Genomic DNA, 15,988 nt, shown 5'->3' with positions numbered 1-15,988 from the left:
GCGTGATGAGCACTCGCGTCGCCGCGCCGCACACTGCATCGCACGGAATCGGCGAACCGTCGCGCTGGGTGTGCCATTGGGCGCATCTGGTCGCGGCGGGCGGCGCGGTGCTCGACGTCGCGTCCGGAGCGGGGCGGCACGCGCGGTTTTTCGCGTCGCTGGGTCATCCGGTGACCGCTCTCGACCGCGATGCGGCTGCGCTCGACACGATGCGCGACGAGCCGCTCATTACCACGCTCGCGGCGGATATCGAAGGCGCCGCGTGGCCGTTGCCCGACAGCGCGAAATTCGCCGCGGTCGTGGTCACGAACTACCTGCATCGGCCACTTTTCCCACAGCTTTTACGCTCGCTCGCGCCGGGCGGCGTACTGGTTTACGAGACCTTTGCGCAAGGCAACGAAAGGGTCGGCAAACCGTCTAATCCGGCGTTTTTGCTCGCACCCGGCGAGCTGCTCGACGTGGTGCGCGGCCACCTTCGCGTGGTCGCTTTTCAGGACGGTTTCCTCGCGCAGCCACGCCCGGCTTACGTCCAGCGGATCTGTGCAGTTCTGGGGGCGGAACGCTCAGACAGCCTTACAGAGGCGACACCCCCGCCTTGTTACGAGTTGGCTGGCTAATCCGCTACAATCGCGGTTTACCTGATCAAATTCATGGCGTTTCATGACTAACGGCAACCAAACCGGCACTCAAAGCGGCAATCACGGCAGCACTGGCGGCGTTCAGATTCGCGGCAGCATTCCTGCCATCATCACCCCGATGCTTGAAGACGGCAGCCTCGATCTGCCGGCGTTTCGCAAACTGATCGACTGGCACATCGCAGAGGGCACGAACGCGCTGGTCGTGGTCGGCACGAGCGGCGAATCGGCCACGTTGTCGGTCGAAGAACACGTGCTGATGGTCAAGACCGCGGTCGAGCACACGGCGGGCCGGATTCCGGTGATCGCGGGCTCGGGCGGCAACTCCACCACCGAAGCGATCGAACTCACGAAGCAGGCCAAAGAGGTCGGTGCGGACGCCACGCTGCAGGTCGTGCCGTACTACAACAAGCCGACTCAGGAAGGCATCTATCGCCACTTCGCGAAGATCGCCGAAACCGTCGATCTGCCGGTGATTCTGTACAACGTGCCGGGCCGCACCGTCGCGGACATGAGCAACGAAACCATTCTGCGTTGCGCGCAGGTGCCGGGCATCATCGGCGTGAAGGAAGCCACCGGCAACATCGACCGCGCTGCGCATCTGATCAAGTCGGCGCCCGCGCATTTCGGCATCTACAGCGGCGACGATCCGACCGCGATCGCGCTGATGCTGCTCGGCGGCCACGGCAACATTTCGGTCACCGCGAACGTCGCGCCGCGCGCCATGAGCGAGCTGTGCAAGGCGGCGCTCGCCGCGGACGCCAGGACCGCGCGTGAGATTCACCTGAAACTCCTGTCGCTGCATAAGAACCTGTTCATCGAATCGAACCCGATTCCGGCGAAATGGGCGTTGCAGCAACTCGGTCGTGTGCAGGGCGGGATCCGCCTGCCGCTCACGCCGCTCGACGCGCAGTACCACGAAGTGGTGCGCGCCGCGCTGCGCGAAGCGGGCCTGTTGGGCTAAGCGGACTCAGAGCCGCAGCCCCGCCAGCGCCAATCCGAGAAAGACTGCCCACCGGCACTCCCTTAACCGACGTCGATCCAGCCCACGTTCCCGGCACACTGAACCAGGCACCGCGTTCCAGCATCACGAAGGACCTCATGAAACGTTCCGCACTTTCCCTCCACGCAACCCGCATGGCGGCGCTGGCGCTTGCCCTCACGACGCTCGCCGGCTGTGACACGCTGAACGACTGGTTTGCTTCCGACCGCGTCAACTACAAGGGCGCGGGCAGCGCGCCGCCGCTGGCCGTTCCGGGCGATCTGAGCACCACGCCGACCGATCAGCGCTACGTTGCTCCACCTGCCAACCTCGCACTGGGTGGCGCGACGCAACGTGCGGTGACGGCAGCCGGCAACACCACCGAAGGCCAGCCGACTGCGCAAGACCCGCTCGGCATGCACATCGAACGCGACGGCGATCGCCGCTGGCTGGTGGTCGACGGGCGCTCGCCGGAACAACTGTGGTCGCAACTGCAGGAGTTCTGGCAGGAAAACGGCTTTGCGCTGAAAACGGATGCGCCGGCCACCGGCATCATGACGACCGACTGGGCTGAAAACCGCGCCAATATTCCGGACGACTGGTTCCGCCGCACCGTCGGCAAGGTGATCGACTTCGCGTACTCGTCGGGCACCCGCGACAGCTTCCGCACGTTGGTGTCGCGCGGGCCGTCCGCTACCACCGACATTTCGATCACGCATAGCGCGATGGAAGAAATGCTGACGGGCCAGGACAAGACGTCGTCGCGTTGGGAAGAGCGTCCGCGCGATCCGGCGCTCGAAGCACTGTTCCTCACCAAGCTGATGCAGAAGTTCGGCCTGACCGAAGCCCAATCGAAGCAGTTGTTGACCGATGCACGCTCGGCTTCCGCACCGGCCACGATCGACCAGAGCGCGGGCGCATCGACGCTCGACCTGCAGGAATCGTTCGACCGCGCATGGCTGCGCGTGGGTCTCGCACTCGATCGCACCAACTTCACCGTGGACAACCGCGATCGCGCAAAGGGCATCTACTACGTGCGCTACGCGGATTCGATGCAGGAACTGAAGAAGGAAGGGATCTTGGGCAAGCTGTTCTACAGCGGCAATTCGTCGAAGAAACCGGCTCAGGAATTCCTCGTCAACGTCCGCTCGAAGGGCGACACGGTAACGCAGGTTGCGGTACTGGACGCGAACGGGCAGGTGGATAACTCGTCCGACGCGCAGCGCATCGTGTCGCTGCTGCACGCGCAACTGAACTAAGCGGGACGTGCGGTTCGCCAGTCTCGGCAGCGGCAGTGAAGGCAATGCGCTGCTTGTGGAGGCGCAAAGCGGCGCGACCACGACGCGTGTGCTGCTCGACTGCGGCTTTTCGGCCAAGGAAGTCGAGCGGCGCTTGACGCGGCTCGGCACTGGCGTCGAAGGCCTCGATGCCATTCTGATTACGCATGAACACAGCGACCACATTGGCAGCGCGCTAACGCTGGCGCGCAAGTGGTCGATTCCGCTGTATATGAGCTGGGGCACCGCCCGCGCGGTGGGCGCGGACGAGGCCGATGTCGACCTGCAGGTGCTGTGGGGCGACGAAGCGGTGGCGATCGGCGACCTCAGCATCCTGCCTTACACCGTTCCTCACGACGCTCGCGAGCCGCTGCAATACGTGCTCTCCAATGGTGCAAGCCGGCTCGGCGTGCTGACCGACGTCGGTACCTCGACGCCGCACATCAGTGCCGTACTGAGCGGTTGCGACGCGCTAGTGCTCGAATGCAATCACGACGTGCGGATGCTGGCGGGCAGTCGCTATCCGCAGTCGCTGAAGGCGCGCATCGGCGGCAATCATGGGCATCTGAACAACGACGCGGCGGCTGAAATTCTGGCTTCGCTCGACCGTTCACACTTGCGCCATCTGGTCGCTGCGCATCTAAGTCAGCAGAACAACTTGCCGGAGCTGGCGCAAGCCGCGATGGCGGGTGTGCTGGGTGCGGCGCCGACCGAAGTGGTAGTGGCTTCGCAGGATGACGGCTTTGCCTGGCTGAGTCTGTGAGCCTTGAATCAATCGGATGGGGCTGGCGATGCCTTGAGTAATGTCTGATGCGACGCCGCGCAAAGAAAAACGCCCATGACGAGCAATCGTCATGGGCGTTTTTTGAGGCGGGTGCTTCCCGCGCCACGCCTCGAGGTCAGGCCTTAGTTGCGGTTGCCGCCGAAGATGCCGAGCAGCGCAAGCAGGTTGACGAACACGTTGTACAGATCCAGATAGATCGCGAGCGTGGCGGTGATGTAATTCGTTTCGCCGCCGTTCACCACCCGCTGCACGTCAAATAGCATGTAGGCCGAGAAGATCGCGATCGCCATCACCGAGACCGTCAGCATCAGGGCCGGCAGATGGAGAAACACGTTGGCGACCGATGCCAGCAGCAGCACGATCACGCCCATGAACAGCCACTTGCTGAGGCCAGAGAAGTCGCGCTTGCTGACCGTGGCGATCGTTGCCATCGACGCGAAGATCACGCCAGTGCCACCAAAGGCGAGCATGATCAGCGACGGGCCGTTAGAAAAACCAAGCACGAAGCTCAGGATGCGCGACAGCATCAGGCCCATGAAGAACGTGAAGCCGAGCAGTACGAAGACGCCCGCTGCGCTGTCTTTGGTTTTCTGGATGGCGAACATGAAGCCGAAGGCGATCGCGAAGAATGCCAGCATGCTCATGGCGGGACTGGTGGCGGCGAACAGCGAGAAACCCGTTGCTACGCCAACCCACGCGCCGAGCACTGTCGGAATCATGGACAGCGCGAGCAGCCAATAGGTGTTCCGTAGTACGCGGTTGCGCGTTTCGACCGTGCTGACCGAGCCAGTGCGGCCAAAGCTATACGGATGTTCGTTCATGGTCTCTCCTTACGTCAGAAGCGTGTTGCATCGTGGTTGTGCTGCGCCGGACGGGATTTGGGCCGCCAGTCGCAGTGTGTCCATCCCTAAGATTGATGCGAAGGCGGGGAGTTTCAATGTCCCGAAAATGTCCACACGGCCTACGCTACCAGCATTCAGACAGGTCTGCTTGGAGTCTTTCAGCGCTGTAAGGGTTCAATCGCAATCATACACGGGAACATGCTACAATAGCGGATTCATTTAAATCTGTAACCTCTTAATTTTTTGGAGTTTTTATGGCGATCGAACGCACCCTGTCGATTATCAAGCCGGACGCAGTGGCAAAGAACGTGATCGGTCAGATCTACAGCCGCTTCGAAAACGCTGGTCTGAAGATCATTGCTTCGCGCATGGTTCACCTGTCGCGCGGCGACGCAGAGAAGTTCTACGCCGTGCACGCTGCACGTCCGTTCTTTAAGGACCTGGTCGAATTCATGATCTCGGGCCCGGTGGTCGTGCAAGTGCTGGAAGGCGAAAACGCGATCCTGAAGCACCGCGACCTGATGGGTGCAACGGACCCGAAGAAAGCGGAAAAGGGCACGATCCGTGCCGATTTCGCCGACAGCATCGACGCCAATGCGGTGCACGGTTCGGACGCAGCTGAAACGGCTGCTGTCGAAGTCGCATTCTTCTTCCCGCAAGTGAATGTCTACTCGCGTTAATAGCCGGTTGATGCCTGTTTTGAGGCCTGCTTAAGGGGTCTGGTCAACGCCTGGTTGATGCTTCGCGCGATTTGTGCAGCCGATTTGATTAATCGCACGAATCGCCTGGCAAAGTAGTAAGGTAAAGCAGCAGGAATGGGCGCGAACGGCATTGCGTTCATGCAGCTTGTTGCATGAACGCAGTCTCGCACTGAAATGGCAGGATTCGATATGACGAGCAGTCCCTCCGTCAACCTTCTCGACCTCGACGCCCAAGGGCTTGTCGCTTACTGCGACAGCCTGGGCGAGAAGCCGTTTCGCGCCAAACAATTGCAGCGCTGGATTCACCAGTACAACGCTGCCGACTTCGACGGCATGACCGATCTGGCGAAGTCCTTGCGCGAAAAGCTCAAGGGGCGCGCGACGATCTCGATGCCCGGCATCGTCAGCGACCATATTTCTACCGACGGCACACGCAAGTGGCTGATCGACGTCGGTAACAGCAACGCGGTCGAAACCGTCTTCATCCCCGAAGAAACGCGCGGCACGCTGTGCGTGTCGTCGCAAGCCGGATGCGCGGTCAACTGCCGCTTCTGTTCGACCGGCAAACAGGGTTTCTCCCGCAATCTCACCACCGGCGAAATAATCGGCCAGTTGCGCATGGCCGAGTTTGCGCTGCGCGCGTCGCTTGGCGCGGCCGGCGGCCGCGCTACGGGTGGCGAAGGCAAGGGCGAGCGCGTCGTCACGAACGTCGTGATGATGGGCATGGGCGAGCCGCTGCTGAATTACGACGCGGTGGTGCCCGCCATGCGCCTGATGCTCGACGACAACGCGTACGGCCTGTCGCGCCGGCGCGTCACGTTGTCCACCTCGGGCGTGGTGCCGATGATGGACCGGCTCGGGGCCGATCTCCCGGTGGCGCTCGCGGTATCGCTTCATGCGCCCAGCGACCCGCTTCGCGACATGCTGGTGCCGCTGAACAAGAAGTACCCGCTGCGCGAATTGATGGCGGCTTGCCAGCGCTATCTTAAAGTCGCGCCGCGCGATTTCATTACGTTCGAATATTGCATGCTCGACGGCGTGAACGACAGCGAAGCGCAAGCGCGCGAATTGCTGGCCGTCACGCGCGACGTACCGTGCAAATTCAACCTGATTCCGTTCAATCCGTTCCCCGAATCGGGTCTCATCCGCTCGAAGCCGGAACAGATCAAACGGTTTGCACAAGTGCTGATGGACGCTGGCGTCGTCACCACGGTGCGCAAAACACGCGGCGATGATATCGATGCTGCCTGCGGTCAGCTGGCCGGTGCGGTGAAGGACCGCACGCGCCTTGCTGAACGCACCGGGAAGGCAGCGAAGATAATCGAGGTTCGCGCCGTGTAATCGCACGAGGCGTGCAGGGTCCAGTTGTTCGGCGGAAAGTTCCGCGAACATGCAAAAGCCCTCTGCGCCGCTGGCGATTGAAAAGAAAGTTTGCAGAAGCGATCGGAAGCGGCGCACAAGGCCGCACATTTTGTTATAAACGGTCTGCGATTCGGACTTGGGGCAGTTCGCCCAGCCCGGTTGCACAAGTGAAAAAAGAATCGACGCGAAAGGATTTGGGATGAGTGAGCCGCAGCACCCGCAGCCGCACGAGGCAGACACGAACGCAGACCATCCGGCGCCGGTCGCTCGGGCGGTGGTGCAGCCTGTTGGGCAACCCGGGCTGGAATCGTTGGCGGCAGTGGGCGTGCGCTTGACGCAATTGCGCGAATCGAAAGGCTGGACGATCGACGACGTATCGGCGCGCCTGAAAGTGTCCGCGGTCAAATTGCGTGCGCTCGAGTCGGGCGACATCAGCCAGCTGCCGGATACGACGTTCGCGCTCGGCGTGGTGCGCAGCTACGCGAAGATGCTCGGCGCTGATCCCACGCCGTTTACTCAGGCGCTGCGTCGCGAGAAGGGCGTGCCCGCGCCTGATCTTTCGATGCCGGCGTCGTCGGGCAAGGACTTGCCGCGCGGTCGGGTGTCGTTGTCGCTCGGCGGCAGCGGACAAAAAAGTCGTTCGTGGTTGTGGGGTGTTGCAGCGGTCATCGTCGCGGTGATCGCGCTCGGTATGTGGCATACCAATGGCGGTGATTCATCGGCGTGGCTCGCGCGTTTGAAGGCGAGCGCGAACGGCGCGGCTGGCAGCGCGACCGGAGCATCGGGCGCGGTGGCACAAGGGCCGGCGGCGGGCTCCGAGGCGGTGGCTGAAGCTGCGTCCGAAGCCGCCTCCGCGCCGGAAACGCAAGCTGCAGCGGATAACGCGGGGTCGGCTACACCGATGCCCGCGCCGCTGCCGACCGGTGCGGCGCCGGCTTCCGCTCCGCCGGTGACGGCGCCGACCGCGGCAACCGCGGCCGCGCCGAAGGCCGGCTCGCAGGTTCAGGTCGCCGGCGCGCAAGGCGCGAGTGCGCCCGCCGCGGGTGCCGCAGTCGGCGCATCTGCCGTGGAAGCGGTAACCGCAGGCGAGGCGATCGTCGCGCTGAGCGTGACCCAAGACAGCTGGTTCAGCGTGCGTGGCAAGGACGGCAAGGAGGTATTCTCCGGCCTCGTTCACGCGGGCGATACGAAGGAAGTGACAGGCGCGGCCCCGTTTAAGATCACGATCGGCAACAAGGCCGGTCTCGAGTCGCTGACGCTCGATGGCCAGCCGGTCGATCCGTCGAAATATTCGGCAGCCAAGGGGAACGTGGCACGCTTCGCGCTGCCTTGATAGATACGGTATGCGTCGCGGCCAGCCGGCTGCGGCGCTTTTTCAATTCAGGCGCCACGGCTTTGATGTGGCGCATGCGGCGTAAATGGGTTTTTCGATGCAATCCGAAGCTCAATCCCAATCCAGTAGCAAGATTGTTTCAAACGAACCGGTGTTCGGCGGGCACGCGGCGCGGCGCAAGTCGCATGCGGTCGACGTCCGTTGGGGCGGCCAGCTCGTCACGATCGGCGGCGATGCGCCGGTGCGCGTCCAGTCGATGACCAATACGGATACCGCGGATGCGATCGGCACTGCGATCCAGATCAAGGACTTGGCGCAGGCCGGCTCGGAGCTGGTGCGTATCACGGTCAACACGCCGGAAGCGGCCGCGGCCGTCCCAGCCGTGCGTGAGCAGCTCGACCGCATGGGCGTGTCGGTGCCGCTGGTCGGCGATTTTCACTACAACGGCCATCTGCTGCTGCGCGATTACCCTGCGTGTGCGGAGTCGCTGTCGAAGTACCGGATCAATCCGGGCAACGTCGGCCATGGCGCGAAGCGCGACACGCAGTTCGCGCAGATGATCGAAGCCGCAGTGAAGTACGACAAGCCGGTGCGGATCGGCGTGAACTGGGGCAGCCTCGATCAGGACCTGCTCGCGAAAATGATGGACGAAAACGCCGCGCGTTCCACGCCGTGGGAAGCGCAGAGCGTCATGTACGAAGCGCTGATACAGTCGGCGATTGGCTCCGCGGAACGCGCTGTCGAACTCGGTTTGGCTCGCAACAAGATCATCCTGTCGTGCAAGGTCAGCGGGGTGCAGGATCTGATCGCGGTGTATCGCGAACTGGCGCGCCGTTGCGAATTCGCGCTGCATCTGGGGCTGACCGAAGCGGGTATGGGCTCGAAGGGCATTGTCGCGTCGACGGCGGCGCTGTCCGTGTTGCTGCAGCAAGGCATCGGCGACACGATCCGAATCTCGCTGACGCCGGAACCGGGCGCGCCGCGCACCGGTGAGGTGATCGTCGGGCAGGAAATCCTGCAGACCATGGGTCTGCGTTCGTTCACGCCGATGGTGATCGCGTGTCCGGGTTGCGGCCGCACCACCAGCACGCTGTTCCAGGAGCTGGCTTCGCAAATCCAGACTTATCTGCGCACGCAGATGCCGGTGTGGCGCGATCAGTATCCGGGCGTCGAGAAGATGCACGTCGCGGTGATGGGCTGCATCGTCAACGGTCCGGGTGAGTCGAAGCAGGCGAACATCGGCATCAGCTTGCCGGGTTCAGGTGAAAATCCGGCCGCGCCGGTGTTTATCGACGGCGAGAAGGTCAAGACGCTGCGCGGCGAGAATATTGCGCAGGAATTCCAGCAAATCGTGAGTGACTACGTCGAGCGCCGCTATGGTCGCGCCGAAGCAGACCGCGCCGAAGCACTCAACTAAACACCGTCAATCCAAGACAGATGACTGAACAGAAGAAAAAGCTCGAAAAGCTGTCCGGCGTGAAGGGCATGAACGACATCCTTCCGCAGGAAGCCGGGCTGTGGGAATTTTTTGAAACGACCGTCAAGTCGATGCTGCGTTCGTACGGATACCAGAACATTCGTACGCCGATCATCGAGCATACGCAGTTGTTCAAGCGCGGTATTGGCGAAGTGACCGATATCGTGGAAAAAGAGATGTACAGCTTTACCGACGCGTTGAACGGAGAAAATCTGACGATGCGCCCGGAAAATACCGCGGCTGTCGTGCGCGCGGCGATTGAACACAACATGCTGTATGACGGCCCGAAGCGCCTGTGGTACATCGGCCCGATGTTCCGTCACGAGCGTCCCCAACGCGGCCGTTACCGGCAATTCCATCAGGTCGGCGTGGAGGCATTGGGCTTTGCGGGCCCGGACGCGGACGCTGAAATCATCATGATGTGCCAGCGTTTGTGGGACGACCTCGGCTTGATGGGCATCAAGCTCGAAATCAATTCGCTGGGTCTCGCCGAAGAGCGCGCGGCGCATCGCGTCGAGTTGATCGCGTACCTCGAAAAGCACATGAACGTGCTTGACGAAGACGCGAAGCGCCGTCTCTACACGAATCCGCTGCGCGTGCTGGATACGAAGAATCCGGCGCTGCAGGAAGTCGCGCAGAACGCACCGAAACTGATCGAATTTCTCGGCGAGGAATCGCGCGCGCACTTCGAGGGTCTGCAGCGCATTCTGAAGGCGAACAATATCCCGTTCACGATCAATCCGCGTCTCGTGCGCGGTCTCGATTATTACAATCTGACCGTGTTCGAATGGGTGACGGACAAGCTCGGCGCGCAAGGCACCGTCGCGGCCGGCGGCCGTTACGATCCGCTGATCGAACAGCTCGGCGGCAAGCCGACGGCCGCATGCGGCTGGGCCATGGGCATCGAGCGGATTCTCGAGTTGCTGAAAGAAGAAAAGCTCGTGCCGGACGACGAAGGTTGCGACGTGTACGTGGTCCATCAGGGCGATGCGGCGCGCGAGCAAGCCTTCATCATCGCCGAGCGTTTGCGCGATACGGGTCTCGACGTGATCCTGCATTGCAGCGGCGACGGTCAGGCCGCCAGCTTCAAATCGCAGATGAAACGGGCCGACGCAAGCGGGGCGGCATTCGCGGTAGTGCTCGGCGAAGACGAGATTGCCAACGGCACGGTCGGCGTCAAACCGCTGCGCGATACAAATGCTAACAACGGTAAAAACGAGCAACATAACGTGCCGGCCGAAGACTTGACCGAATTTCTAATCAATGCGATGGTTGCAACCGCCGAAGACGGCGACGACTGATTGCGATGTCGTCGAGCCTATTGGCTCGACACGCACACGTATCAAGAAAGAGGAAATCGCCGGGCGATGAGTTACCACGACGAACAAGAATCGATTGAAAGTCTGAAAGCATGGTGGACGCAGTGGGGCAATGCAACCACATGGATCGTGCTGGTGGTGCTGGTGGCCGCAGCTGGCTGGAACGGCTGGAATTTCTGGCAGCGGCGTCAGGCGGCGGAAGCTGCGGTGCTGTATGACCAGGTGCAGCAAGCCGTGGCATCGGGAGACAAGGCGAAGATCGCGCGCGTCGCCACCGACATGGAAGACAAGTTCAGCCGCACCGCGTATGCGCAGATGACCGCGCTGGGCGCGGCGAAGGCGCTGTACGCCGCGGGCGACGAAGCTGCCGCGAAGGCCCAGTTGCAATGGACCATCGATCACGCGAAAGACGACGAATTCAAACAGATCGCCAAACTGCGCCTTGCTTCCTTGCTGCTCGACGAGAAGGCCTACGACCAGGGTCTCGCGCTACTCGCCGAACCGCAATCCGATGCGTTCAAAGGCATTGTGGCGAACGGCCGCGGTGACCTGCTCGCCGCTCAAGGCAAGCGTGACGATGCACGCGCTGCCTACAAGCTCGCGCTCGACTCGCTGTCGAAAAACGATAGCTCGGCGCGCCAGTTGATTCAGTTCAAGCTGGACGCGTTGGGCGGCTAATCGTTGCACGCGGCGCGCCGCGTGCAACGGCCAACCGGTCTCCTTTAATTAATTTCCTGAATGCTTCGTCCACCGATGAATCTGCTGAAACGTTACGCTGTGCCCGTTGTCTGTGCGATGACCGTCCTCACCATGGCGGCTTGCTCATCCACGAAAGACGAGCGCCGCGTGCCGACGCCGCTCACCGAGTTCAAACCCTTGCTCGACGTGCAGCAGACCTGGAAGACGAGCGTGGGCAAAGCCGGGCGTTATCTGTTCTCGCCGGTCGCGGTCGGCAATGCGGTGTACGCGGCCGGCGCGAACGGCTCGGTCGCGAAGATCGATGCGCAGACCGGCAAGGATATCTGGCGCGTCAAGCTGCACGACGACCTCTCGGCGGGCGTCGGCAGCGACGGCACGCTGACGGCGGTCGGCGGTCTGAAGGGCGACGTCTACGTGCTCGGCGCTGACGGCAAGCAACTGTGGACGGCGAAGGCGCCCGGTGAAATCATTTCGCCGCCGCTGGTCGGCAACGGTCTAGTGGTCGTGCGCACGGTCGACGGTCAGATCGTCGCGTTCAATGCGCAAACCGGAGAGCAGAAGTGGAACTATCGCAACCGCGCGGTGCCGCTGAATCTGCGCGTGTCGTCGGGCATGACGTTCGCGGGTGACGCGGCGGTGCTGGCCGGTTTCCCGGGTGGCGCGTTCGCTGCGATCAACCTGCAAACCGGCGATAATTACTGGCAAACGCCGGTGTCGTACCCGAAGGGCGTGACTGAAGTCGAGCGGATCAATGATGTGACGGGTCCGCCCACGCTGGTCGGTTCGCAAACGTGCGCCGTGACTTTCCAGGGCCAGATTGGCTGCTTCGATGCGAACTCCGGCCGCGCGGTATGGGAAAAAGCGTTCTCGAGCACGAGTGGTCTGGCGCAGGATGATCGCGCCGTGGTGGCGGGCGACGACTGGTCGGTGGTGTCGGCGTTCGACGTCAACACCGGTGCGCCGCTGTGGAAGAACGACAAGCTGAAGAACCGCGAGGTCGGCGTGCCGTACCTGCTGGGCCACGCCGCGGTGCTGGGCGACTATCAGGGCTACGTGCATTTCCTGTCGCGCGACGACGGTACGCTCGTGGCTCGAGTGAAGACCGACGGCAGCGCGATTACCGCGGCGCCGGTTCTCGCCGGCGAGACGCTGGTGGTGCAGACGCACGACGGCGATCTGTACGGCTACCGCCCGCGATAATCTCACGGGCATTGGAGTTAAGCGTGCGGGCCGGCTTCGCCGGCCGCGCGCGTTTTTAGAGAAAAATATTCCGCCGGACTGGCTGGTCCGGCAAGTCGGATCAGAAACGGCCCGCGCGGCCATAGGTGGCTGCTTGCGGCGCCATGTTCGACGGCAATAGTAGTGAATCGCATTGAGGCATGCGCGCCGTCGAGCAAGAAAGACTGAACCTGGCGGCCCATTGGCGCTGCCCATACAGCCAAACCCCCGTCCGCCCGGGTGCGCATATCGACAGCACATCCGGGGCTGGGCGAATTCGTGATAATTTTCGTCAAACGCTGCCGTGTAGCGGCCGCATGGCGTCGCTACGCGGGCGGTCGATTTCGATCCCGCGTTTCACCGTGAACAACATCTGATGAAACCCGTTATTGCCCTAGTTGGGCGCCCCAATGTGGGGAAATCCACGCTGTTCAACCGTCTCACGCGTTCGCGTGATGCGCTGGTTGCCGACCTGCCCGGTCTCACGCGCGATCGCCATTACGGCGAAGGGCGCACCGGCGAGCGGCCGTATCTGGTCGTCGATACCGGCGGCTTCGAGCCGGTCGCGAAAGAAGGCATCCTGCACGAGATGGCGCGTCAAACCCGCCAGGCGGTCGAGGAATCGGACATCGTCGTGTTCATCGTCGATGGCCGTAACGGCCTCGCGCCGCAGGACAAGACGATCGCCGACTACCTGCGCAAGACCGGCCGGCCGATCTTCCTCGTCGTCAACAAGGCGGAGGGGATGAAGTACAGCACGGTGGCCGCCGACTTCTACGAACTCGGTCTCGGCGACCCGCGGGCGATTTCCGCGGCGCACGGCGACGGCGTGACAGAAATGATCAACGAGGCGCTCTGCGTCGCTTACGCAGGTCAGCCGGAAGAAGGCGAAGAGGAGAAAGAAGCGCGCGGTGTGAAGATCGCCATCGTCGGCCGGCCGAACGTCGGCAAGTCGACGCTGATCAACGCGCTGGTCGGTGAAGAGCGCGTGATCGCGTTCGACATGCCGGGCACCACGCGCGATTCGATTTATGTCGACTTCGAACGCCAGGGCAAGCCCTACACGCTGATCGACACCGCCGGCTTGCGCCGCCGCGGCAAAGTGTTCGAAGCGATCGAGAAATTCTCGGTAGTGAAGACGCTGCAATCGATCTCGGACGCGAACGTCGTGATCCTGCTGCTCGACGCGCGCCAGGACATTTCGGAACAGGACGCGCACATCGCCGGCTTCGTCGTGGAGCAGGGCCGTGCGCTGGTGGTGGGCGTGAACAAGTGGGACGGTCTGGATCCGCATGTGCGCGAGCGCACCAAGGCCGACTTGCAACGCAAACTAAAATTTCTGGACTTTGCCAAGTTCCACTTCATTTCCGCTGCGGAAAAAACTGGAATTGGCCCGCTGATGCGCTCGGTCGACGACGCCTACAAGGCGGCCATGGCCAAGCTGCCGACGCCGAAGCTCACGCGCGCGCTGATCGACGCAGTGGAATTCCAGCAGCCGCGACGACGCGGTCCGGTGCGCCCGAAACTGCGTTACGCGCACCAGGGCGGACAAAATCCGCCGATTATCGTGATTCACGGGAACGCGCTCGACGCGATCACCGAAACGTACAAACGCTACCTCGAAAACCGCTTCCGGGAAACTTTCGCGCTGACCGGGACTCCATTGCGCATAGAGTTCAGATCATCCACGAACCCTTACGCGGACAAAGGCTGAAACCCGCGTGTGCGTTGGGTTTGGCCGGGTGGCCAGGGCCCTCGCGCAAAAATGAAAATCGGCTATAGTGTAGCGGTTGACGGCGGATCTCTTTTTCCTTCGTCGTCAATTCAGTCAACCTGCAAAAAAATACGGAGTTTGCTATGAGCAACAAAGGGCAATTGTTACAAGACCCGTTTTTGAACGCACTGCGTAAAGAGCACGTGCCGGTCTCGATCTATTTGGTCAACGGCATCAAGCTTCAAGGGAACATCGAATCGTTCGACCAGTACGTCGTGTTGCTCCGGAATACGGTCACCCAGATGGTCTACAAGCACGCCATTTCGACTGTCGTGCCTGCCCGTCCGGTGAATTTCCACCCGGATTCCGAACAGTCCTAACCCCCGTCGCGGCCGGCGTAGCGTCGCCCGTTGGCGATTACTCCCGGCCGCCTCATTTTGATACCCTCCAATTTGATCAATGCAGCGCTTGTCGGCATCGACTTCGGTAAGATCGATTTCGAAGCCAGTCTTGAAGAACTCAGCCTGCTCGCGCAAAGCGCGGGCGCGAATCCCTTAGTCACCCTCACCGGACGCCGGTCCAGCCCCGATGCCAAGATGTTCGTCGGCAGCGGCAAGGCCGAAGAACTGCGCCTTGCGTGTGAGGCGAACGACATCGAACTCGTCATTTTCAACCACGCTCTGGCGCCCGCGCAGCAGCGCAATCTGGAGCAGGCGCTTAACCGCCGCGTGGTCGATCGCACCAGTCTCATCCTCGACATTTTTGCGCAACGTGCCCGCAGCCACGAGGGCAAACTGCAGGTGGAGCTCGCGCAATTGCAGTATCTGTCGACGCGGCTGATCCGCGCGTGGACCCACCTTGAACGGCAGAAGGGCGGTATCGGGTTGCGCGGTCCCGGCGAAACGCAGCTCGAAACCGACCGCCGTTTGATCGGCGAGCGCATCAAGGCGCTCAAGACGCGGCTCGAAAAGCTGCGCCGCCAGCACGGTACGCAGCGCCGCCAGCGCTCGCGCAACCAGACCATGTCGGTCTCGCTGGTCGGCTACACGAACGCGGGAAAATCCACGCTCTTCAACGCGTTGACCAAAGCCCAAGCGTATGCCGCCGACCAGCTGTTCGCCACGCTGGACACCACGTCGCGGCGCGTCTATCTCGGCGACGAGGCCGGCCAGGTGGTGGTGTCCGATACGGTCGGTTTCATCCGCGAGTTGCCTCACCAGCTGGTCGCGGCTTTCCGCGCCACCCTCGAGGAAACCATTCACGCCGACCTGCTGCTGCATGTGGTCGATGCGTCGAGCACCGTGCGGCTCGATCAGATCGATCAGGTGAACGAGGTGCTGCACGCAATCGGTGCGGACACCATCCGCCAGGTGCTGGTGTTCAACAAGATCGACGCGGTGCCGGAGTTGGCGGCCCGTGGCGAGGCGGTCGAGCGGGACGAGTATGGTAATATTTCGCGCGTCTTTTTGAGCGCGCGCACGGGGCAAGGGCTGGATACATTGCGCGCTGCCATCGCTGAAATCGCTACTGCCGAACATCTTCCGGATACGCTGGTCGATCTGTCGGAAGAACACCGGTCGGCAGCACCACGCGACGACCGCAAGGTCCCAGAACTCGGGCACTGACCCGTTCCAATTGCACTGAC

General features: G+C 62.3%; 15 protein-coding genes. 14 read left to right on the top strand and 1 reads right to left on the bottom strand.

Translation table 11 applies throughout. The features are described from left to right. The first annotated feature begins 5 nt into the window (after positions 1-5). The 4 genes from DLM46_RS30835 (at position 6) to DLM46_RS30820 (ending at position 3,657) form a co-directional block, all read left to right on the top strand. Positions 6-617 carry a class I SAM-dependent methyltransferase gene (locus DLM46_RS30835; RefSeq protein ID WP_115107092.1) on the top strand — a complete coding sequence of 204 codons (612 nt, stop codon included), beginning with the start codon at positions 6-8 and terminating at the stop codon, positions 615-617. A 43-nt stretch (positions 618-660) separates the two neighbouring features. Next, complete coding sequence (gene dapA / locus DLM46_RS30830; RefSeq protein WP_115106932.1) at positions 661-1,599, top strand: 4-hydroxy-tetrahydrodipicolinate synthase; 939 nt, start codon at positions 661-663, stop codon at positions 1,597-1,599. A 137-nt stretch (positions 1,600-1,736) separates the two neighbouring features. Continuing rightward, positions 1,737-2,876 carry an outer membrane protein assembly factor BamC gene (bamC, locus tag DLM46_RS30825; protein WP_115106931.1) on the top strand — a complete coding sequence of 380 codons (1,140 nt, stop codon included), beginning with the start codon at positions 1,737-1,739 and terminating at the stop codon, positions 2,874-2,876. Between the two features lie 7 nt (positions 2,877-2,883). Continuing rightward, positions 2,884-3,657 carry an MBL fold metallo-hydrolase gene (locus DLM46_RS30820; RefSeq protein WP_115106930.1) on the top strand — a complete coding sequence of 258 codons (774 nt, stop codon included), beginning with the start codon at positions 2,884-2,886 and terminating at the stop codon, positions 3,655-3,657. 143 nt (positions 3,658-3,800) lie between these two features. Here the strand turns inward: DLM46_RS30820 and DLM46_RS30815 are convergent, their stop codons facing one another. Next, positions 3,801-4,499, bottom strand: coding sequence for a Bax inhibitor-1/YccA family protein (locus tag DLM46_RS30815; protein WP_115106929.1), 699 nt, complete (start codon positions 4,497-4,499; stop codon positions 3,801-3,803). A gap of 275 nt (positions 4,500-4,774) precedes the next feature. Here DLM46_RS30815 and ndk point away from each other — a divergent pair, with 275 nt between their 5' ends. The 10 genes from ndk (at position 4,775) to hflX (ending at position 15,968) form a co-directional block, all read left to right on the top strand. Further along, positions 4,775-5,200, top strand: a complete 426-nt coding sequence (gene ndk, locus DLM46_RS30810; RefSeq protein WP_115106928.1) for a nucleoside-diphosphate kinase — start codon at positions 4,775-4,777, stop codon at positions 5,198-5,200. A gap of 210 nt (positions 5,201-5,410) precedes the next feature. Continuing rightward, positions 5,411-6,562, top strand: coding sequence for a dual-specificity RNA methyltransferase RlmN (gene rlmN / locus DLM46_RS30805; protein WP_115106927.1), 1,152 nt, complete (start codon positions 5,411-5,413; stop codon positions 6,560-6,562). Positions 6,563-6,782: 220 nt separating this feature from the next. Beyond that, positions 6,783-7,916 carry a helix-turn-helix domain-containing protein gene (locus tag DLM46_RS30800; protein ID WP_115106926.1) on the top strand — a complete coding sequence of 378 codons (1,134 nt, stop codon included), beginning with the start codon at positions 6,783-6,785 and terminating at the stop codon, positions 7,914-7,916. An 85-nt stretch (positions 7,917-8,001) separates the two neighbouring features. Beyond that, complete coding sequence (gene ispG / locus DLM46_RS30795; RefSeq protein WP_115106925.1) at positions 8,002-9,333, top strand: flavodoxin-dependent (E)-4-hydroxy-3-methylbut-2-enyl-diphosphate synthase; 1,332 nt, start codon at positions 8,002-8,004, stop codon at positions 9,331-9,333. A 20-nt stretch (positions 9,334-9,353) separates the two neighbouring features. Continuing rightward, positions 9,354-10,694 carry a histidine--tRNA ligase gene (hisS, locus tag DLM46_RS30790; protein ID WP_115106924.1) on the top strand — a complete coding sequence of 447 codons (1,341 nt, stop codon included), beginning with the start codon at positions 9,354-9,356 and terminating at the stop codon, positions 10,692-10,694. Positions 10,695-10,760: 66 nt separating this feature from the next. Next, complete coding sequence (locus tag DLM46_RS30785; protein ID WP_115106923.1) at positions 10,761-11,390, top strand: YfgM family protein; 630 nt, start codon at positions 10,761-10,763, stop codon at positions 11,388-11,390. 75 nt (positions 11,391-11,465) lie between these two features. After that, the gene (bamB, locus tag DLM46_RS30780; protein ID WP_115106922.1) at positions 11,466-12,611 is read left to right on the top strand and encodes an outer membrane protein assembly factor BamB; all 1,146 of its coding nucleotides are present in this window, start codon (positions 11,466-11,468) and stop codon (positions 12,609-12,611) included. Between the two features lie 394 nt (positions 12,612-13,005). Continuing rightward, positions 13,006-14,343, top strand: a complete 1,338-nt coding sequence (gene der / locus DLM46_RS30775; RefSeq protein ID WP_115106921.1) for a ribosome biogenesis GTPase Der — start codon at positions 13,006-13,008, stop codon at positions 14,341-14,343. A 143-nt stretch (positions 14,344-14,486) separates the two neighbouring features. Further along, positions 14,487-14,723, top strand: coding sequence for an RNA chaperone Hfq (gene hfq / locus DLM46_RS30770; protein WP_006051315.1), 237 nt, complete (start codon positions 14,487-14,489; stop codon positions 14,721-14,723). A 30-nt stretch (positions 14,724-14,753) separates the two neighbouring features. Continuing rightward, positions 14,754-15,968 carry a GTPase HflX gene (gene hflX, locus DLM46_RS30765; protein WP_208866355.1) on the top strand — a complete coding sequence of 405 codons (1,215 nt, stop codon included), beginning with the start codon at positions 14,754-14,756 and terminating at the stop codon, positions 15,966-15,968. Positions 15,969-15,988: the final 20 nt, after the last annotated feature.

The sequence above is a fragment of the Paraburkholderia lacunae genome (assembly GCF_003353175.1).
In the GTDB taxonomy this organism is placed as follows: domain Bacteria; phylum Pseudomonadota; class Gammaproteobacteria; order Burkholderiales; family Burkholderiaceae; genus Paraburkholderia; species Paraburkholderia lacunae.
This window is presented reverse-complemented; position numbering and strand designations above follow the sequence as displayed.